This window comes from Ruegeria sp. BHSC223 (assembly GCF_059613025.1).
Map to the genome: position 1 here is coordinate 120,866 of NZ_JBXWRR010000008.1, position 19,162 is coordinate 140,027.

The following is a 19,162-nucleotide window of genomic DNA, read 5'->3' on the forward strand; positions in this document are numbered from 1 at the left end:
GGGGAGCCTACAAAATTCGACGAATTTTGTAGGCCGGGGGCAGCGCCCCCGCCCCGCTCAATAGGGCATCGGATGCGCCTTGTGGGCGCGCGCGATCTCGTCCAGCACCTCATCCGACAGGGTCAGATCGGCACCGGCCAACACGTGATCGAGCTGCCCCAGCGTGGTGGCTCCAAAGATCGCCGACATCATGAAGGGCCGGGTCTGGCACCAGGCCAGAGCCATATGTACCGGGTCCAACCCGTGCCGGCGAGCAATGTCCAGATAGGCGTCGACCGCATCGAACACCCGCTCGGATTTGCGTCCGCCCATCTCGGGCACCAGCGACATGCGAGAGCCCTCGGGCACCGCACCGCGCTGATACTTGCCGGTCAGGAACCCCGCCGCAAGCGGTGAAAAGGCCATCAGCCCCACATCCTCGTTCACGCTCAGCTCTGCCATGTCAGTGTCGTAAAGGCGGCAAAGCAGCGAGTACTCGTTCTGCACCGACGCCACCCGAGGCCCTTGCCCGGCCTCGGCCAACCGCAGCCATTGCGCGGTCCCCCAGGCGCTTTCGTTCGACAGACCAAAGGCGCGGATGGTGCCGCGATCGACCTCGCGTTGCAGCGCCTCAAGGCAATCGGTCATGTTCCCCAGCACCGAACCCGCATCCTGCCCCGACGGGTCATAGCGCCAGTTCTGCCGAAACATGTAGCTGCCGCGATTGGGCCAGTGGAACTGATAAAGGTCGATATGATCGGTCCCCAACCGTTTCAACGAGCCCTCGACCGCCCCGGCGATGGTCTGACCCGAGATCGGCGCCCCATCGCGAAAATGCGCCATGCCCGCGCCGGAATGCTTGGTCGCAAGTACATAGTCGCCGCGCCGGGCCGGGTTGGCCCGGTTCCAGCTGCCGATGATCTCTTCGCTGCGGCCCACCGTCTCCTTGCGGACCGGGTTCACCGGATACATCTCGGCGGTATCGACAAAGGTGATCCCGGCAGCCAGGGCGCGCTCGACCTGGGCATGGCTGTCGGCCTCGCTTGTCTGGCTGCCAAAGGTCATGGTGCCCAGGCACAGCGTACTTACCTCGATGCCGGTGCGGCCCAGCGGTCTCGTTTTCATGTCTCGGCTCCCTCTTGTCCGCGCCAGACCCTAGCGGAGGGACACACGGCGGCAACCCCTCTTGAGCTTTGTCACCATTTGCGCCAGCCTGAGCGGCAACCGGAGGGGTAGATGATGGCTCAGAAGATCACAAAGGGAATCAAGACCTTGCTGGCAGAGGCAAATGCGCGGGTCGCAACCCTGCCGGTGGCCGAGGCCAAGGCGCTCTATGACGATCCGGATCATGTGTTCGTCGATCTGCGCGATATTCGCGAAGTGCAGCGCAGCGGCATGATCCCGGGTGCCTTTTCCTGCCCGCGTGGCATGCTGGAATTCTGGATCGACCCCGACAGCCCCTATCACAAACCCGTCTTCAACCAGAACAAGACTTACGTGTTCTACTGCGCGAGCGCCTGGCGTTCGGCGCTGGCGGCCCAGGCCGCGCAGGAGATGGGCCTTGCCCCGGTCATGCATCTCGAAGGCGGTTTCACCGAATGGGTGAAACAGGATGGCCCCGTCGCCGAAAAGACCTGAGCGCACGGCAACGATCCAAAGTGTCGAAAGACACTTTGACCAAGCGCCTGTTCCAGGCGCTTGCACAGGATTTTCCAAAATCCTGTGGACAAGGATTTCAGGAAATCCTTGGTCCCGCGCCTGACGCATGCGCGCTAATGTTGTCTGGCGTTCATCTATCGCCTAGAGATCGGTGCAAGTGAGTTTCAAAGGGAGAGATCACCCATGTCCGATACCCCCAGCTACGGCTTCGACACCTTGCAGATCCACGCCGGCAGCAGGCCCGACCCGGCCACCGGCGCGCGGCAGACGCCGATTTATCAGACCACGGCCTATGTGTTCCGCGATGCCGATCACGCCGCAGCCCTCTTTAACCTGCAAGAGGTGGGTTACATCTATTCCCGCCTGACCAACCCCACCGTGGCCGTGCTTCAGGAGCGTATCGCAACGCTCGAGGGCGGTGTCGGTGCGGTCTGCTGTTCCTCGGGCCACGCGGCACAGATCATGGCGCTGTTCCCGCTGATGCAGCCGGGCTGCAACGTGGTGGCCTCGACCCGGCTTTATGGCGGCACCGTCACCCAGTTCAGCCAGACCATCAAACGGTTCGGCTGGTCGGCCAAGTTCGTCGATTTCGACGATCTCGACGCGCTGCGCGATGCCATCGATGACAATACCCGCGCGGTATTCGGCGAATCCATCGCCAATCCGGGCGGCTATGTGACCGATATCCGCGCGGTGGCCGATGTGGCCGATGCCGCCGGCGTGCCGCTGATCATCGACAATACCAGCGCCACCCCCTATCTGTGCCGCCCGTTCGAACATGGTGCCTCGCTGGTGGTGCATTCCACCACCAAATACCTGACCGGCAACGGCACCGTCACCGGCGGCTGCGTTGTCGATTCCGGTCGCTTCGACTGGTCGGCCAGTGACAAGTTCCCCTCGCTCAGCGCGCCGGAACCGGCCTATCACGGGCTCAAGTTCCACGAGACCTTTGGCCCGCTCGCCTATACGTTCCATGGCATTGCCATCGGGCTGCGCGACCTCGGGATGACCATGAACCCGCAGGCCGCCCATTACACGCTGATGGGGATCGAGACACTGAGCCTGCGGATGCAGCGCCATGTCGAGAACGCCAAGAAGGTCGCCGCCTGGCTCGAGGCCGATCCGCGCGTCGATTATGTCACCTATGCCGGCCTGCCCTCCTCGCCCTATGCCGAACGGGCAGAGCGCTGCTATCCCAAGGGCGCTGGCGGGCTGTTCACCTTTGCGGTCAAGGGCGGGTACGAGGCCTGCGTCAAGCTGGTCAATGCGCTCGAGATCTTCAGCCATGTGGCCAACCTGGGCGACGCGCGCTCGCTGATCATCCATTCGGCCTCGACCACCCACCGGCAGCTGACACCCGAGCAGCAGGAAGCGGCGGGCGCCGGGCCGAACGTGGTGCGCGTCTCGATCGGGATCGAGGATGCCGATGACCTGATCGCCGATCTGGATCAGGCGCTGGCCAAGGCCACCGCCTGACCGGAAGCGGGGCGGCCCACAGCGGCCGCCCTTTTCAGTCCAGCCGCAGCCGCGCCAGAGCATAGGCCAGCAGCGCCAGGCAGCACAGGCCCGCCAACAGGAAGGGCGCGCGCAGCGCCAGTTCGCGGCTCATCTGCTGTTCGGCCAGCGCCACCACCGCGCCGCCTGCCAGCGCCCCCAGCGGCATCGAGCCCCAACCGAAGAAGCGATAGATGCTGTTCACGCGGCCCAGCATGGCGGGCGGGATGCGCCGTTGCCGCCAGGATACGGTGATCACGTTCCACAACATCGCCGCCGCCATGATCGCGGTCAGCGCCAGCCCCATGATCCAACCGTTGCTTGACAGGCCAATGCTGGCATAACCCGCGCCCCAGACCGCGATCGACAGGAACAGGCAGGCTTGCGTACCGATCAACCGCATCGCGCGTGGTGCCAGAAGGCTGCCGCAGATCGCGCCCACCGCGCCCGCCGACAGCACCAGCCCGTACTGCGAGGGCCCGAGGCCCAGCACCTCTTGCGCGAAGAGGACCTGCACCGTGATCGTCGCCATGGCGATGAAGTTGGCCAGCCCCAGCACCACCGCCAGCCGCAACAATAGCGCGTCGCCGCGCATGAAGGCGATACCCTCGGCCAATGCCTGACGGAACCGCGCCCGGCTGGGCACCTGTGGCGGCAGCGAGATCAGCCAGACCAGACCGGCGGCCAGCACCAGCACCGCCACGTCGAGGCCAAAGGGCACCGCGATACCGGTCGAGATCAGCACGCCAGCCAGCGGCGGGCCGATGAACTGGCCCGTCAGCTGCTCGGTGCTCCAGAGCTGGCCATTTGCGGCCTCAAGATCCTGTGGCTCGACCAGCGCTGGCAGGATGGTCTGGGCGGCATTGTCGCGCAGCACCTCGGCCGACCCCAAAAGAAAGGCCAGCCCCGCCAGCGCCCAGATCGCGCCCGGCGCCGGATCACCCAAGGCCAAGAGCAGGATGGCCAGCACGATCCCCGCCCGCATCAGATCGGCCCGCGCGATCAGCTTGCGCCGGTCGCTGCGGTCGATGATCACGCCCGCAGGCAGGGCAAAGAGCAGCCAGGGCAGTCGCGCCGCCGCCGCCACGGCGGCAATCGCCACCGCGTCGCGCGTCATCAGCGCCGCCAGCCAGGGCAGCGCCAGCACCAGCACCCCGTCGCCCAGATTGGTAAGCGCCCCGGCAGTGAAGAGCAGGCGGAAGTTGCGATTTCGGATTACCAGCGGTGCGGCCATGTCTGTCTCCGGGTCAGGTCGGGCTCAGAGTGGCGCCGCCGCGCGGGGAGGTCAATGCGGGCGGCACACCGCCCGCAGCACGGATCATTGCCGGATTTCGAACACCATGGTGACGCTGCCGCTCAGCCCGATTTCACCACCGGCAACCGGCACATCCATGGACTCGGCCATGGCCGCCATACGCATCATCGGGCGCGGCTGCGGGTCATGGGACTGTTCCGAGATCGACACCACCCGGCCCAGCTCGACCCCCGCCGCCTCGGCCAGTTGGCGGGCGCGGTCCTGCGCATCCGCCACCGCCTTGGCGCGTGCCTGGTCGCGCAGCGGTTTGGGTTCCTTGACCCCGAATTCCAGCCCGTTGAACGTGTTGGCCCCGTCGCTGACCACCGCGTCCAGGATACCGCCCAGCGCCGCCAGGTCACGCACCCGCACCGTCACCCGGTTCGAGGCCTGAAAGCCGGTGATCTTCGGCGGCTCGCTGCTGGAGGCGCGGTTGGACCAGACCGGCGACAGCGACAGGTCGCTGGTCTGCATGTCGCGCGCCTCGATACCCATTTCGGCCAGCCGGTCAAAGACCTGCTGCACCGCTTCCGACGTGGCCAGCAGCGCCGCGCGCGCCTCTTTGGCCTCGTGGGTGACGCCAAGGGTGATCACCGCCATGTCGGGCACCGTTTCGACGGTGCCGCTCCCCGTCACGGTGATATGGCCGGGCTGCTCGTCCGCGCGGGCCAGCCCGACCGCCGCAAAAAGCAAGGCCGCCACCAGAAAAATCAATGTTCTCATTTATGTTCTCCTGCTATCCTCGCCATCAAAGATGGGGTGGCGGCATGTCGCGCGGCAAGGGGAAAACCGGAGTAATTCTTTCCCTCGGCAGATCTCTGCTTTAATGTCGCGCCGTGGCGCTCGCCAGTGGGTGCCCCAAGCCATTCAGGAACGGTTAGACTGGTCACATGAAACCCGCCTTTGCGCTGTCGCTTTCCTTCGAGGGGATCACGCTCTTGCATCGTGCCGCTGGTGGCTGGCGACAGGTGGGAGCGGTGGCGCTCGACGCGCCCGATCTGGCTGGCGCTTTGCGTAAGCTTCGCCAAGAGGCGTTGCGTCTGGAACCCGATCTCCACTGCAAGCTGATCCTCCCCAACGAACAGATCCGCTATCTGACCGTCGAAACCGGCCCGTTCAAGGGCGAGGCCCGCCATACGCTGATCGAGCAGGAGGTCGGCGCCGCAACTCCCTATGCGCTGGACGAGCTGGTTTACGACACCTCTCCCGACGGAGAAATTACCCATGTAGCCGCCGTGGCCCGCGAGACCTTGCGCGAGGCCGAAGACTTTGCCACCGAACACGGGTTTAACCCGGTCAGTTTTGTAGCTGCACCAGGCGACAATCCCTTTTTGGGTGAACCTTTCTTTGGTCCGAGCAGCGCCACCGCCGACAACACCGGTTCCGAAGCCGTCGACCCGGATGGAATCGCTGTGGTGGTGGTCGGTCCGGTGATCTTTCCCGATACAGACCCGCCTGTTCCGCCCGCACCTGTCGAAGCCACTGCCGGCAAGGCGATCAGTTTCTCCAGCCGCCGATCACGACAGGCCCAGGATGCCACCGAGGTCGAGCCCCTAGACATTGCGCCCAGCACCCCCGTAACCGCGGCCCAAGGCGTGCCACTGCCCGCTCCGCAGCCCCCAGCGGAGCGAGCGCTGCCCGAGCCCCGGATCGAAGCGAAACGAGAGGCCGACTCGAATGTGGCGCTCCCGATTACCGGCGAGCGTCCGACCACCACCTTTGCCGCAGCCGGACGCCCCGATCAGGTGCCCCAAACAGAGGCGGATCGCCTGACCATCTTTGGCGCGCGCACCGGTGGCATTGGCGGCAAGCCCCGCTATCTGGGTGTGATGCTCACGGTAGGACTACTGCTGTTTCTTGCCGCTGTCGCTGCCTTTGCCTCGTTGTTTACTCAAAGCGGCCTGACGGGGTTCTTTCGCGACCCCGATCCTCTGGCCGAACCGCCTGTCTCCGCCATTGAGGCCCCGGCGACCACACCCGACGCGGCGCCGGAACAAACTGCACCGCAGGCTCCGGCCTCCATCGACGAGGACCCCCAGGTTCTGGTGGCGCCACAAGACACGCCAGGCCTGCCCGGCCTGAGTGGAACCGACAGTGCCGTGCTCGAAGCACTGCGGATCGATCCGCAACAGGTGGAGGACCTGGACTACGAGCCCGAACCCAGCGGAACCCAAGCCGTGGAACTGGCCCTGTCCGAAGCGCCGCCGCCGCCGGAAGTACCCGAGTTAATTGGCCTCAACGACCTGTTCGTCGCCTCGATTGACCGGACCGACCTGTTCCAGGACGCGATAGCGCTGCCTCCAGCCACGGGTTTCGACACCGATACCGCCCCAGATGGAAGCGCACCGTCGGCCTCTCCGGGTCAAAGCTTCGATCTGGACACACGCGGTCTGGTTGAGGCAACGCCCAGCGGAACGCTCAACCCTGATGGTGTTCTGGTCTATGCCGGACGTCCTACCAAGGTGCCACCGGCGCCGCCGCTCCGATTCGAGGCCCCACCGGAGGTGGATGTTGCGCAACAGCGACTGGCTAGCATCCGGCCTAAACCCCGCCCCGAAGATCTGGTTGAGCAGTCTGAACGTACGCAATTCGGAGGCCGATCTCGCACCGAGCTTGCAGGCCTGCGGCCCAAGGCGCGCCCAGAATCGGCGCAGGAGCAGTTGGCCGCCCTGCAGGAAGAATCGGCGGAGGATACCGCCCAGGCCGTCAGCCCTCTGGCGGTGGCCAGCGCGCGCAAACCGCGGATGCGCCCCGAGAAACTGGCGGCGGCCGCAACCGCCGCCGCCGCATCCAGCAGCAATCTCGGCTCGACCGCCGGGTTGAACCGCAGCGCCGATGCCGATGAGAGCGGCAGTTTCGCCGCCGCGACGGTCAAACCCAAAGCGCCCTCGCCCACATCGGTCGCCCGTCAGGCCACGCTCGACAACGCGATCAACCTGCGCAACCTGAACCTGATCGGCGTCTACGGCACGCCCGCCAACCGGCGCGCGCTGGTCCGCCTGCCCTCGGGCCGCTACAAGAAGGTCAAGGTCGGCGACAGTATCGACGGTGGCCGCATCACCGCCATCGGCGACAGCGAATTGCGCTATCAGAAGGGCTCGCGCAACCTGACCCTGCGCATCCCCAGCGGCTGAGACTAAGAAGGGCGAAGCCTTCCGGCCCCGCCCTTCATTTCGCTCAAAATACTCCGGGGGGAGAGGACAAAATTCGTCGAATTTTGTCATCGGGGGGCAGAGCCCCCCTCCCCGCTGCCTCACTCGGCGGCTTCGATCTCGCCGCTTTCGATCTGTTCGCGCTCGATACTTTCGAACAGCGCCTTGAAGTTGCCCTCACCGAAACCATCGTCACCCTTGCGCTGGATGAATTCGAAAAAGATCGGCCCGATCACGGTCTTCGAGAAGATTTGCAGCAGGATCTTGGTTTCGCCGCCATCCACCACGCCTTCGCCGTCGATCAGGATGCCGTGTTCCATCATCCGATCCTTGGGCTCGTCATGGCCCGCAACCCGGTCATAGGACATGTCGTAATAGGCCTCGTTCGGGCCGGGCATGAATTTCAGCCCCTTGGCCGCGATGGCATCCACCGAGTCGTAGATGTCGTCGGTGCCCACGGCGATATGCTGGATGCCTTCGCCATTGTATTTCTTCAGGTAGCTCACGATCTGGCCGGTCTCGCCGCGGTCTTCATTGATCGGGATACGGATGCGGCCACAGGGCGAGGTCAGCGCCCGGCTGTAAAGCCCGGTGAACTTGCCCTGGATGTCAAAGAAGCGGATTTCGCGGAAGTTGAACAGGTCGCCGTAGAACTTGAACCACTTGTCCATGTTGCCCTTGAAGACATTGTGGGTCAGGTGATCGAGATAGAAGAACCCGTCGCCGCGCGGCTTCGACTGCTTCAGCCACTCGAACTCGGTATTGTAAGGCGAGGTGTCGTAATACTGATCGATGAAATAGAGCAGCGAGCCGCCGATGCCCTTGATCGCGGGGACGTTCATGGTCTTGTCGTCGCCCTCATAGGGTTCGGCGCCCATCTTGACCGCATGATCGAAGGCCGCCTGCGCATCCACCACGCGCCAGCCCATCGAGGGGGCGCAAGGACCATGCAATTCGATGAATTTTTCAGCAAACGAGCCCTTTTCGGCGTTCAGGATATAGGTGACATCCCCCTGCTGCCACAGCTCGATGCCGGGCTTGTCCTTGTGGCGGGCGACCATGTCGAACCCCATCTGCGCGAACAGGTCGCGCAGCACCTGCGGCTCGGGATGGGCGAATTCGACAAATTCGAACCCGTCGGTACCGGCGGGATTTTCAGGGGTGATCTCGGATTTCGGGGCGTTATGCGGGAAAGGACCCATGGTGCGTCTCCTGATGCGGCGAAACATTTGCTGAGTCGAGAATACGACTTCAGCCACGCTGATTCTGCGCATTGTTTTTGGCCTTCCACCGTTTACGCGCGCGAAATTCGCACTAATCTCAAAGAAAACGAGGAAAACGCGCACATGTTGGATTCGATGGATCTGCGCCTGCTCGATGCCCTGCAAAAGGACGCGCATCTGACAGCCCAGCAGCTGGGCGAGATGCTGCACCTGTCCAGCAGCCAGGCGGGCCGCCGGCGCCAGCGGCTGGAGGCCGAGGGCTACATCACCGGCTATGCCGCCAAGCTCGACCCGCTGAAACTGGGCCTGCATGTCCAGGGCTTCATCCAGGTGCATCTGGGCACGCATGGACCGGAACAATCGGCCAAATTCGCCCGGATGGTGAATTCCCGCCCGGAGATCACAAGCGCATGGACGATGACCGGCGAAGCGGATTATCTGCTGCATGTCTATTGCGCCGATTTGCCTGCTCTGAATCGGCTGCTGCACGAGGTGATCCTGCCGCATCCGGCGGTGGCCCGGGTGCAGAGCCAGATCGTGATGGACCAGTTGAAGCGCGACGCACCGCTGCCGACCTGAGGCGGCACAAGGGAGAGAGATGGAAAGCTTTCTGTATCAGGCGACGATCTACCTGGCGGCGGCCGTCATCGCCGTGCCGTTGGCGGCCCGTCTGGGCCTCGGCTCGGTTCTGGGCTATCTGGCGGCGGGGCTGATCATCGGGCCGGTTCTGGGGCTGGTCGGCGCCGAAACCGCCGATCTGCAACATGTGGCCGAATTCGGCGTTGTCATGATGCTGTTCCTGATCGGGCTGGAGCTGGAGCCGCGCGCGCTCTGGGACATGCGCGACAAGCTGCTGGGCCTGGGCGGGTTGCAGGTGGGGGTCTCGACGCTGGCGATCATGGTGATCGCGATGGTGGCGGGCCAACCCTGGAGCGTGGCACTGGCCGTCGGCCTGACGCTGTCGCTCAGTTCGACCGCGATCGTGTTGCAGACGCTGTCGGAAAAGGGGCTGATGCAGACCAATGGAGGGCGGGCGACCTTCTCGGTCCTGTTGACGCAGGATATCGCGGTGATCCCGATCCTGGCCTTTCTGCCGCTGTTGGCCAGCGCGCCGGTGGCGCATTTCGCAGGCGACGGATCGATCAACCGCGCGCATCAATCGGGCGCGGGGCACGAGGCCAGCCTGTCGCTGGTCGAGGGGCTGCCCGGCTGGGCGGTGACACTGGTCACCATCGGCGCCGTCGTCTTCGTGGTGCTGGCGGGCATCTACCTGACCCGGCCCCTGTTCCGCTTCATCCATGCCAGCCGCCTGCGCGAGATGTATACCGCGCTGGCGCTGATGATCGTGGTGGGTATTTCGTTCCTGATGACGCTGGTGGGCCTGTCGCCCGCGCTTGGCGCCTTTCTGGCCGGCGTGGTGCTGGCCAACTCGGAATTCCGGCACGAGATGGAAAGCGATCTGGAGCCGTTCAAGGGGCTGCTGCTGGGCCTGTTCTTCATCACCGTGGGCGCCGGGATCGATGTGGGTTTCTTCCTTGCCGATCCACTGGATCTGATCGGGCTGGCGCTGCTGGTGATCCTGTTCAAGGGCGTGATCCTCTATATTGTCGGGCGCGCGTTCAGGCTCAAGGGCCGCGACCGCTGGCTGTTCACGCTGGGGCTGGCGCAGGCGGGCGAATTCGGCTTTGTCCTGCTGGCCTTTTCCACCCAGCAGAACGTGATCCCGGCGCATCTGTCACAGAAACTGCTGATGATCATCGCACTGACCATGATGATCACGCCGCTTCTGTTCATCCTTTACGACCTGTTGTCACGCAACATGCGCGAGCATGCCCCGACCCATGCGCCCGACACGATCGACGAACAGGGGCCGGTGATCATCGCGGGCATCGGTCGGTTCGGCCAGATCGTCAACCGTCTGGTCACCGCCAGCGGGTTCAAGACCATCGTGCTGGACCACGACATGGAGACGATCCAGCTGATGCGGCGCTTTGGCGTCAAGGGGTTCTTGGGCGACCCGACCCGGCCCGAGTTGCTCAAGGCGGCGGGACTGGCCAAGGCGCAGGTGCTGGTGGCGGCGCTGGATGATGACAATCAGGTGACGAAACTGGTGGCCTATGCCCGGCGCCAGCGCCCAGACCTGCATATCATCGCCCGCGCGCGCGACCGCAACCATGTCTATGAGCTTTACCGCGCCGGGGCCGACGACATCGTGCGCGAGATGTTCGACAGCTCGGTCCGCGCCGGGCGCTATGTGCTGGAGAATGTCGGCCTCAGCGAATACGAGGCGGCACAGGCAGCGCAGACCTTTTATCAGCATGACCGTAAGGCGGTGCGTGATCTGGCAGAGGTCTGGGACCCGAACATACCCACCGCCGAGAACACAGACTATGTGGAGCGCTCGCAGGCGCTGCAAAAGGACCTTGAGACAGCGCTGATGGAGTTGAGCGAGGAACTGGCAGAGCGACGCTCTGCCTGATTCACGCAAGGGCCGGAAGAGCGGCGTTCAGCCGTCGGAAACGCCGGCCTCGGCAAAGGTGGCCATGCCGGAATGGCAAGCCACCGCGCTTTTCAGGATATTGATCGCCAACGCCCCGCCCGAGCCCTCGCCCAGACGCAGGCCGAGCGAAAGAAGTGCTTCCTTGCCCAGCTTCTTCAAAAGCGCCTTATGCGCACCCTCGGCGCTCTGGTGACCGGCAACGGTATGATCCAGCGCGTCTGCCGCAACCGCCGCAAGCGTCGCTGCCGCCGCCGTGCAGATGAACCCGTCCAGGATCACCGGGATGCGCAGCTGACGCGCGGCGGCAATTGCACCCGCCATGGCGGCGATCTCGCGCCCGCCCAGGCAACGCAATACCTCGAGCCCGTCGCGGCTGGTGTGCAGGGCGACGCCCTCGGCCACGACGCGCGTCTTGTTGGCCAGCCCGGCGTCGTCAACCCCGGTACCGCGCCCGGTCCAGTCGCCCGCCGCGCCCCCGAACAGCGCGTGCGCGATGGCCGCCGCCGGGGTGGTGTTGCCGATGCCCATCTCGCCCACCACCAGCAGATCCGCCGCCGGATCGACGGCGGCCCAGCCGGTTTGCAGCGCGGTCAGCAATTCGTCCCCGGTCATTGCCGGGCCTTGGGTGAAATCCTGTGTCGGACGGTCCAGTTCCAGCGCGTGCACATCCATGCGCGCCCCGGCGGCACGCGCCAACTGGTTGATGGCGGCGCCGCCATGTTCGAAATTCATCACCATCTGCACCGTCACCTCGGCCGGAAATGCCGAAACGCCCTGTGCCGTCACCCCGTGATTGCCGGCAAAGACGATCACCTGCGGCGCCTCGATCCGGGGCCGGGCATCGCCGCGCCAGCCCGCATACCAGATCGCCAGATCCTCGAGCCGCCCCAGCGCACCGGGCGGTTTGGTCAATTGACCATTGCGCTCTTCGGCGCCAGTGCGAGCGGCGGTATCGGGACCGGGCGCCGAGGCCAGCAGGCCGCGGAACTGGGCGAGATCGGTAAGCGCTAGCAGCATGGAAAGCCTCTTTGCATCTTGGGTCCGCCCGTGTTTAACCAATGCACCCGACACGACAAGACCTTGAAAGGCGGAGAGATGCGCAAAAACGACATTGCGGCCATTTCACCCCGGGATCCTTTGCTGGCGCTGGTGTTGCTGACCCGCCTGCCGCTGCCCGCCCTGCCCGAACCCGCCTTTGCCCGGCAGGCCGCGGCCGTCTGGGCCTTTCCGCTGGCGGGGCTGGTGGTTGGAGAGCTGGCCTGGGTCACCGGCGCGCTGGCACTTGCCGCCGGGCTGGCGCCGGTCGCTGTGGCCGGGCTGATGCTGGTGGTGCTGGTGATGACCACCGGCGCCATGCACGAGGACGGGTTGGCCGATACCGCCGACGGGCTCTGGGGCGGCTTCACACCAGAGCGGCGGCTGGAGATCATGAAGGACAGCCATATCGGCACCTATGGCGTGCTGGCGCTGATCCTTTCACAGGGGTTGCGACTGGCGGCGCTGGCGGCACTGGTCGCGGGCGGTGCGTTTGGTGCGGCCGTGGCGGCGGCGGTCTGGTCGCGGGCGCTGATGCCGGTGCTGATGCGGGTCCTGCCCAATGCGCGCGGCGCGGGCCTCAGCCAGTCGGTGGGGCGCCCGGCCCCGCACGCGGTGGTGCTCGGCCTTGGGCTGGCGGCGGCGCTGACGCTCTTGCTGGCCGGCTGGACGGTGCTGATCCCGGCGCTGCTGGCGGCGCTGGCGGTGACGGGTCTTGCCGTACTTGCCCGGGCCAAGATCGGCGGCCAGACCGGCGACATTCTGGGCGCGGCGCAGCAACTGGCCGAGATCACTTGCCTGCTGGCGCTGTCAGCCGCGCTTTAGACATCCCCGCCCTACCCGGCCCCACCCGTCTCGATATTCAGCAAACCGCCGCAATGCTTGCAATGCACCGCATCCGGGTCATGCCGGAACAGGCCGCAATCCGGACAGCGATAGCGCACCTTCTGCGGGGAAAAGATCGCCTGCGCCAGACGCACGAACAGCGCCACGCCCACCACCATGACAAAGACCGAAAACAGCTTGCCCGCCGGGGTCGGCAGGGTGATGTCGCCGAACCCGGTTGTGGTCAGCGTCGCCATGGTGAAATAGAGCGCGTCGATATAGGGGGTCTCGCGGCTGCCCGGCGGGATGAAGAAAACCAGCACCGCCATCGTGGTCAGAAAGATGAAGACCAAGAGATTGACCGCCGCCACAATGGCATCCTCATGGGTGCGGAAGAATTGACTGTCACGCCTGAGGTCGTGCAGCAGATGATAGGAGTGGATCAGCCGCAGCCCGCGCAGGATGCGCAGAAAGGCGAGGCTCTGGGTCAGGAACGGATCCAGCAGCAGCGACAGGATCACGATGATATCGGCAATGGTATAGATACGGGTCAGAAACTCGCGCCGTTGCCTGGCAATCCACAATCGCGCGCTGAAGTCGCACAGGATGACGAGCCCGATCACCACGCTCAGCGCGGTCAACAGCCGGCCATGCGGCAGATGCGCGGTCGCGATAAAAAAGAGGATGGTCGACAGGTCGAACAGGATCAGCCCATAGCGAAACCGAACCGACCCCGGTTCCCGCCCGACATAGAGTTTGCGGACTGCTGCCTTGACAGTATGCATCTGCCCTCTCTGTCCTGACCGATCTGTTGTCAGACTAGTACCCTACGCCCGGGAATGCCGCGCAAAAAAACGGGCCGCCCCAAGGGGACGGCCCGCAAAATGTCGCATCCGGCGTCAGGCCGCGCGCGAGGTCAGCACATCGTCGACCTGCTTGGCGGCGGCCATCTCATCGGCGCCCGACACGGCAGCAACTTCACGCGTCAGACGCTCAAGCGCCGCCTCGTAGAGCTGACGTTCGGAATAGGACTGCTCGCGCTGATCATCGGTTCGATGCAGGTCACGGACCACCTCGGCGATCGAGATCAGGTCGCCCGAGTTGATCTTTTGCTCGTATTCCTGCGCCCGGCGCGACCACATGGCGCGCTTGACCTTGGCCTTGCCCTTGAGCGTCTTCATCGCCTGGTTGATCACATCCGGAGAGCTGAGCGAACGCAGACCGGATTCGGTGGCCTTGTTGGTCGGCACCCGCAGGGTCATCTTGTCCTTTTCAAAGGAGATCACGAACAGCTCGAGCTTGAACCCGGCGACTTCCTGCTCTTCGATCGAGAGTATCTGTCCGACGCCATGCGCCGGATAGACCACGTAATCGTTTGGGCGGAACTCGAGCTTTTTCGACTTGGTCATTCAGGTCTTTCCTTGGTTGCTGACCGGGGTCGCCGCAACAAAATTAGACGCTCGGGAACGATGGCTCCCGCGAGTCGTTGAATTTCATCACAAATGCTGCTGCCCAAAAGCGAGCCAGCTTTTGGTGCTCATCCCGATCATTGGCATCATGTAAAGAGAATATACCATAAAATTACGCCCCCTTAAAGGGCGAGACGTCACAACGACCCATTCACCCTTTCTGATCAGGGTCTTGAACCGATCCGCCCCGCCAAGGACCCGGGTCCGCGCGCGAATCGTTATATCGTTTCAGCCGCCCTCGCCGGGCGCCTCGGAGAAATACTTCTCCATCTTGCCGGACTCGCCGTCACGCTCTTCAGCGTCGGGCAGCGGGTCCTTCTTGGTCACGATGACCGGCCACATTTCGGAATACTTGCGGTTGAACTCGACCCATTGCTCCATCCCCGGCTCGGTATCGGGGCGGATCGCATCAGCGGGGCATTCGGGTTCGCACACGCCACAGTCGATGCATTCGTCGGGATGGATGACCAGCGTGTTCTCGCCCTCGTAGAAACAGTCCACCGGACATACCTCGACACAGTCGGTGTATTTACAGGCGATGCAGTTTTCGGTGACGACATAGGTCATGAGTTGAATTCCACTGGTTCGTTGCCCGACTAGCTAAATCAGAGTGGCGTGTTCTTCAAGGGAGGATCGCCCCTGGCGGTGTCCGGAAAGGCCGGGCATCCCGCCGCAGGCGGGTGAGGCGCGACAGCGTTCCGGTCAGGCTTCGGCGGGAGGAGCATCGTTCCGCTCCGCATCCAGATCGGTATACAGCGTTTGCGCCTCGGGCGCCGGACCACGCCGTGTCCCCAGCGCCTCGACCCGGATCACCCGGACCTGACGGCCCTGGCCAAAGGTCAGCACATCCCCCGGCCCCACCGCATGCGCCGGTTTCGAGACGCGATTGCCATTGACACGGATACGCCCTGATCCGGCCGCCTCGGCTGCCAGCCCGCGCGTTTTGAAGAAACGCGCGTGCCAGAGCCATTTGTCGATGCGCAGCCGGGTCGGCGCCTCTGTCATGTCCGCTCAGTTGCCCTCTTTCAGCCCCATCAGCGCGGCGGCAAAGGGGTTGTCGGGGTCGATCGCCTTTTCCTTCTTCGGCGGGCGCGAGGAATAGGTCTTGGCGCCTTGCTGGCCGGGTTTGCCACCCTTGCCGCCCTGGGGCTTGCCATCGCGGCGGCGTCCGCCCTCTTGCGGCTTGCCACCGCGCGGGCGGTCCTTGGCGCGGCCTTCGCCCTGCCCCGGCTGGCCCCGGCCCTCGCGGCGCGGGCCACGGCCCTGCTGCTGGCGGGCGGCACGGGCCCAGGTGAAGGTGAAAAAGACCTCAAGCTCGGGCTCCGCGTCGGCGGCCTCTGCGGGGGTCTCTGCGGGGGCTTCGACCGGCTCCACTGGCACTGCCTCTGCCTCGGCGACCTCGGGTGCCGGGGCGGCCTCGGCTACGGTCCCCTCTGCCGGGGCGGCCGCTCCTTCGGCAGCGGCCTCGACAGGCGCCGGTTTCACCTTGGCACGTTCGCCGCGCTCGGCCTTGTAGCCCAGCCCCTGCATCAGGTCGGCAAACTGCTCCAGCGTCATGCCGGTGATCGACAGCATGTCCGCCGTCGCCTCGAACCCGGCGCGGCTGTCCTTGGCGCGCAGCATGTCGGCCAGACGTTCCAGCATGTCGATGCGGATCGCCCGCTCGCCCGAGATGCGATAGCCGCACATCGTATCGACGCCCGGCTCGGCATCCTTGACCGAAGGCACCGTCACCAGCCCCGGCGGCGGCGCCTCGGGGAATTCCGACAGGCCCCGGGCCAGCGACCACAGCACCAGCCGCAAACGGGTCGGCGCCGGTTTCAGCAGGAGCGGCATGAAGATGGTGAACTGGCCAAAGCGGATGCCATGCTTGCGCAGGGCGCCACGCGCTTCCTGATCCAGATCCTTGACCTCTTGCGCCACATCGGCGCGCGGCAGGATGCCGAAATTCTCGACCATGCGGAAGGCAAAGCCACGCGCCAGCCCGCTCAGCGCCTCGTCGCGTGACAGCGCGAGCAGCGGCTCGAACAGGGCCGCGACCTTGCGGTCGATGAAATGCTGCAGGCGGCGCTGCACCTTCTGTTCGACATCGGGGCCTGCGGCCTCGTCAACAAAGACCTCGACCTGCGGCTTCAGCGGATCGGCGCCGACGGTGAGCTTGCCCACCGCATATTCGCCCCACATCAGACCACCCTGTTCGGTAAAGTCGATCTCGGTATCGGGTGCGTTATAGAACCGGTCGGCGCGCAGATGGAACTGCGGCGCCAGCGCCTGCAACGACGCCGATTTCAGCGCCTTTGCCTCGGCCCCCTGCGCGGACTTGTCCGGCATGAAGCGGAATCCCTCGAGACGGCCGACGAATTCACCTTCGACCGTCACTTCACCCTTGTCGTTCACTTCGGCCAAAAGGGCCTCCTTCTGCTTGAGCCGGCGCAGCAGCACGCTGGTGCGCCGGTCCACAAATCTCTGTGTCAGACGTTCATGGAGGGCGTCCGACACCCTGTCTTCTACAGCGCGGGTTTCGCCGCGCCAATGGCTTTCGTCACGAACCCAGCCGTTCCGCTGCGCGACATATGTCCACGTGCGGATATATGCCAGCCGTTTGGACAGAGTATCTATGTCCCCATGGGTGCGGTCGATGCGACGGATTTGCCGGGCCATGAAATCGTCGGGAATATGCCCGCCCTCGTGCAGGTGACCAAAAATGACCTGCAAGAGGCCAGCATGTTCCGCATGGCTGATACCGCGGAAATCTGGAATACGGCAGACATCCCAGAGCAGCCGGACCGAAGCGCCATCGCTGGCGCGGGCAATGACCTCGGCCTCGCCCGCCAGCGATTTCAGCGCCATCAGGTCGTCGGCCTCGCGCGCCTTGAGCAGGTGTTCGCCGCTTGGCGCCTCTTCCAGCGCGGAAATCAGCGCATCCACCGAGTTGAAGCGCAACGCGCTGTTGCGCCAGTTCAGTTTCTTGAGCGGGGTGAAGCGGTGCTCCATGATCGCCTGCGCCATGCCCTCGTCAAGCGGCCGCGCCTCGCCGGTCACACCAAAGGTACCGCTGGCCATGCCACGCCCGGCCCGGCCCGCGATCTGGCCCAACTCGTTGGGCGCCAGCGGGCGCATGCGGCGGCCGTCGAACTTGCTGAGCGCGGAAAAGGCCACGTGGTCAATATCCAGGTTCAACCCCATGCCGATGGCATCGGTGGCGACCAGGTAATCGACCTCGCCATTCTGATAGAGATCCACCTGCGCGTTGCGGGTGCGCGGGGACAGCGCCCCCATCACCACGGCAGCACCCCCTTTTTGGCGGCGGATCAGCTCGGCGATGGCATAGACGTTTTCGACAGAAAACCCGACGATGGCGCTGCGCGGTGGCATCCGGGTGATCTTTTTCGAGCCGGTATAGACCAGCTGGCTCATCCGCTCGCGGCGGACGAACTGCGCCTCGGGCACCAGCGCCGCGATGGGTCCGCGCATGGTGTCGGAGCCCAGAAACAGCGTTTCGTGCAGCCCGCGCGCCCTGAGCAAGCGGTCAGTAAAGACATGGCCGCGTTCGGGATCGGCGCAGAGCTGGATTTCATCCACGGCAACGCAATCGGCGCCCAGCCCCTCGGGCATCGCCTCGACCGTGCAAACCCAATACTGGGTGCGCGGCGGCACGATTCGCTCTTCGCCGGTGACCAGCGCCACCACCGAGGGGCCGCGCAGCGCCACGATCTTGTCATAGACCTCGCGCGCAAGCAGGCGCAGCGGCAGGCCGATCACCCCCGTACGATGGCCCAGCATCCGTTCGATCGCGTAATGCGTCTTGCCTGTGTTGGTCGGGCCGAGGACGGCCACGATCCGCGTTGATCCGCTCACCTGTCTGCCCCCTGCCCGGCCCGGTGCGGCGCGTCAGAGCGCCTGGCCCTCGATCCGGGATTTCAGTCGAGTCACGGCACTGGTTACTTCCTCGTGATGCGGATGTATAGCCAGCGCCCGGGTATAGACGGCATAGGCCGTTTCAGGCCGCTCAAGCGCCTCGAAGATCAACCCAAGCCCAAAGATCGCATCATACTGGTTCGGGTTGAGCGCAAGCGCGCGCTCCAGATCGGCCACGGCGGCGCCATAGAGGTCGGCGGCGAAATAGGCCGAAGCGCGTGCATGCCACCCCTCGGCGAAATCGGGCGCATGATCGGTCAAAGCCGTCAGATGTTCGATGGCGGCGGGGATATCCTGCGCCTCGAGCGCGTCGCGTCCGCGCTTGAGCAGGAAATCGGCCGAGGCAGAGCCCGATTGTGCCCAAAGCGCCTGCAATTCGCGGTCGATCTGGCGCGCGCGCACGGGATCGGCCCCGACCAGTTCCTCCAGCAGGACGGCTTCGTCATTCGGCTCGACCTCCTGCGCCGACACCCCCCCGGAAATGGCGGATATCAGCCAGAGTGCCGCAACGATATCTTTGAGCTTTACAGGCAATGCGATCATAACAGACCTTACTTTAGCGCGCTAAACGGCGTTGTCCACGAGGGCTGCGTCACGCCCCAAACAAAGACCGA

The 19,162-nt window shown here is 64.8% G+C and carries 16 protein-coding genes and 1 pseudogene; 5 read left to right on the plus strand and 12 right to left on the minus strand.

Going from position 1 to position 19,162, the window contains the following annotated elements; all coding sequences use genetic code 11:
* Positions 1-57: 57 nt before the first annotated feature.
* Positions 58-1,104: an aldo/keto reductase gene (locus AC2FNY_RS13930; protein WP_496802835.1), complete on the minus strand. Its 1,047-nt coding sequence runs from the start codon at positions 1,102-1,104 to the stop codon at positions 58-60.
* Between the two features lie 114 nt (positions 1,105-1,218).
* Here AC2FNY_RS13930 and AC2FNY_RS13935 point away from each other — a divergent pair, with 114 nt between their 5' ends.
* Both AC2FNY_RS13935 and AC2FNY_RS13940 read left to right on the plus strand, forming a co-directional pair.
* Positions 1,219-1,617: a rhodanese-like domain-containing protein gene (locus tag AC2FNY_RS13935; RefSeq protein WP_496802836.1), complete on the plus strand. Its 399-nt coding sequence runs from the start codon at positions 1,219-1,221 to the stop codon at positions 1,615-1,617.
* A 204-nt stretch (positions 1,618-1,821) separates the two neighbouring features.
* Positions 1,822-3,114, plus strand: coding sequence for an O-acetylhomoserine aminocarboxypropyltransferase/cysteine synthase family protein (locus AC2FNY_RS13940; protein WP_234137903.1), 1,293 nt, complete (start codon positions 1,822-1,824; stop codon positions 3,112-3,114).
* A 34-nt stretch (positions 3,115-3,148) separates the two neighbouring features.
* Here the strand turns inward: AC2FNY_RS13940 and AC2FNY_RS13945 are convergent, their stop codons facing one another.
* From AC2FNY_RS13945 to hppD, 4 genes are all read right to left on the minus strand, one after another.
* A complete protein-coding gene (locus AC2FNY_RS13945; RefSeq protein WP_496802837.1) occupies positions 3,149-4,366 on the minus strand; it encodes an MFS transporter in 1,218 nt (405 codons plus the stop codon).
* A gap of 84 nt (positions 4,367-4,450) precedes the next feature.
* The gene (locus AC2FNY_RS13950) at positions 4,451-5,149 is read right to left on the minus strand and encodes an SIMPL domain-containing protein (protein ID WP_234237901.1); all 699 of its coding nucleotides are present in this window, start codon (positions 5,147-5,149) and stop codon (positions 4,451-4,453) included.
* Between the two features lie 1,717 nt (positions 5,150-6,866).
* Positions 6,867-7,322, minus strand: a complete 456-nt coding sequence (locus AC2FNY_RS13955) for an LEPR-XLL domain-containing protein (RefSeq protein WP_496802852.1) — start codon at positions 7,320-7,322, stop codon at positions 6,867-6,869.
* 357 nt (positions 7,323-7,679) lie between these two features.
* A complete protein-coding gene (hppD, locus tag AC2FNY_RS13960) occupies positions 7,680-8,780 on the minus strand; it encodes a 4-hydroxyphenylpyruvate dioxygenase (RefSeq protein WP_496802838.1) in 1,101 nt (366 codons plus the stop codon).
* A gap of 144 nt (positions 8,781-8,924) precedes the next feature.
* Here hppD and AC2FNY_RS13965 point away from each other — a divergent pair, with 144 nt between their 5' ends.
* Positions 8,925-9,380, plus strand: coding sequence for an Lrp/AsnC family transcriptional regulator (locus AC2FNY_RS13965; protein ID WP_164129369.1), 456 nt, complete (start codon positions 8,925-8,927; stop codon positions 9,378-9,380).
* Positions 9,381-9,399: 19 nt separating this feature from the next.
* Positions 9,400-11,280: a monovalent cation:proton antiporter-2 (CPA2) family protein gene (locus AC2FNY_RS13970; protein ID WP_496802839.1), complete on the plus strand. Its 1,881-nt coding sequence runs from the start codon at positions 9,400-9,402 to the stop codon at positions 11,278-11,280.
* Between the two features lie 27 nt (positions 11,281-11,307).
* Here AC2FNY_RS13970 and cobT read toward each other — a convergent pair whose 3' ends face one another.
* Complete coding sequence (gene cobT, locus AC2FNY_RS13975) at positions 11,308-12,318, minus strand: nicotinate-nucleotide--dimethylbenzimidazole phosphoribosyltransferase (RefSeq protein ID WP_496802840.1); 1,011 nt, start codon at positions 12,316-12,318, stop codon at positions 11,308-11,310.
* Positions 12,319-12,396: 78 nt separating this feature from the next.
* On the opposite strand from cobT, the gene cobS reads away from it, so the two are divergent.
* On the plus strand, positions 12,397-13,161 hold the full coding sequence (gene cobS / locus AC2FNY_RS13980; protein WP_496802841.1) for an adenosylcobinamide-GDP ribazoletransferase: 765 nt from the start codon (positions 12,397-12,399) through the stop codon (positions 13,159-13,161).
* Between the two features lie 11 nt (positions 13,162-13,172).
* On the opposite strand, the gene AC2FNY_RS13985 is transcribed toward cobS, so the two are convergent.
* The 6 genes and pseudogenes from AC2FNY_RS13985 to AC2FNY_RS14010 all read right to left on the minus strand — a co-directional run bounded on the left by AC2FNY_RS13985 (position 13,173) and on the right by AC2FNY_RS14010 (position 19,091).
* On the minus strand, positions 13,173-13,946 hold the full coding sequence (locus tag AC2FNY_RS13985; RefSeq protein ID WP_234137895.1) for an ion channel: 774 nt from the start codon (positions 13,944-13,946) through the stop codon (positions 13,173-13,175).
* A gap of 114 nt (positions 13,947-14,060) precedes the next feature.
* The gene (locus tag AC2FNY_RS13990) at positions 14,061-14,570 is read right to left on the minus strand and encodes a CarD family transcriptional regulator (protein WP_234137894.1); all 510 of its coding nucleotides are present in this window, start codon (positions 14,568-14,570) and stop codon (positions 14,061-14,063) included.
* Between the two features lie 288 nt (positions 14,571-14,858).
* Complete coding sequence (fdxA, locus tag AC2FNY_RS13995) at positions 14,859-15,197, minus strand: ferredoxin FdxA (protein WP_234137893.1); 339 nt, start codon at positions 15,195-15,197, stop codon at positions 14,859-14,861.
* A gap of 147 nt (positions 15,198-15,344) precedes the next feature.
* Positions 15,345-15,635: pseudogene (locus AC2FNY_RS14000) on the minus strand (RNA-binding S4 domain-containing protein); the annotation flags it as partial.
* Between the two features lie 6 nt (positions 15,636-15,641).
* Positions 15,642-18,488: a helicase-related protein gene (locus AC2FNY_RS14005; protein ID WP_234137892.1), complete on the minus strand. Its 2,847-nt coding sequence runs from the start codon at positions 18,486-18,488 to the stop codon at positions 15,642-15,644.
* Between the two features lie 33 nt (positions 18,489-18,521).
* Positions 18,522-19,091 (minus strand): tetratricopeptide repeat protein, encoded by a 570-nt coding sequence (locus tag AC2FNY_RS14010; protein WP_234137891.1) that lies wholly within the window; start codon positions 19,089-19,091, stop codon positions 18,522-18,524.
* Positions 19,092-19,162: the final 71 nt, after the last annotated feature.

Coding starts and splice junctions, on each gene's coding strand:
- AC2FNY_RS13970 (WP_496802839.1), top strand. CDS start 9,400: ATGGAAAGCTTTCTGTATCAGGCGACGATCTACCTGGCGGCGGCCGTC.
- cobT (WP_496802840.1), bottom strand. CDS start 12,318: ATGCTGCTAGCGCTTACCGATCTCGCCCAGTTCCGCGGCCTGCTGGCC.
- AC2FNY_RS13945 (WP_496802837.1), bottom strand. CDS start 4,366: ATGGCCGCACCGCTGGTAATCCGAAATCGCAACTTCCGCCTGCTCTTC.
- cobS (WP_496802841.1), top strand. CDS start 12,397: ATGCGCAAAAACGACATTGCGGCCATTTCACCCCGGGATCCTTTGCTG.
- AC2FNY_RS13930 (WP_496802835.1), bottom strand. CDS start 1,104: ATGAAAACGAGACCGCTGGGCCGCACCGGCATCGAGGTAAGTACGCTG.
- AC2FNY_RS13965 (WP_164129369.1), top strand. CDS start 8,925: ATGTTGGATTCGATGGATCTGCGCCTGCTCGATGCCCTGCAAAAGGAC.
- fdxA (WP_234137893.1), bottom strand. CDS start 15,197: ATGACCTATGTCGTCACCGAAAACTGCATCGCCTGTAAATACACCGAC.
- AC2FNY_RS13940 (WP_234137903.1), top strand. CDS start 1,822: ATGTCCGATACCCCCAGCTACGGCTTCGACACCTTGCAGATCCACGCC.
- AC2FNY_RS13985 (WP_234137895.1), bottom strand. CDS start 13,946: ATGCATACTGTCAAGGCAGCAGTCCGCAAACTCTATGTCGGGCGGGAA.
- AC2FNY_RS14010 (WP_234137891.1), bottom strand. CDS start 19,091: ATGATCGCATTGCCTGTAAAGCTCAAAGATATCGTTGCGGCACTCTGG.
- hppD (WP_496802838.1), bottom strand. CDS start 8,780: ATGGGTCCTTTCCCGCATAACGCCCCGAAATCCGAGATCACCCCTGAA.
- AC2FNY_RS13990 (WP_234137894.1), bottom strand. CDS start 14,570: ATGACCAAGTCGAAAAAGCTCGAGTTCCGCCCAAACGATTACGTGGTC.
- AC2FNY_RS13935 (WP_496802836.1), top strand. CDS start 1,219: ATGGCTCAGAAGATCACAAAGGGAATCAAGACCTTGCTGGCAGAGGCA.
- AC2FNY_RS13950 (WP_234237901.1), bottom strand. CDS start 5,149: ATGAGAACATTGATTTTTCTGGTGGCGGCCTTGCTTTTTGCGGCGGTC.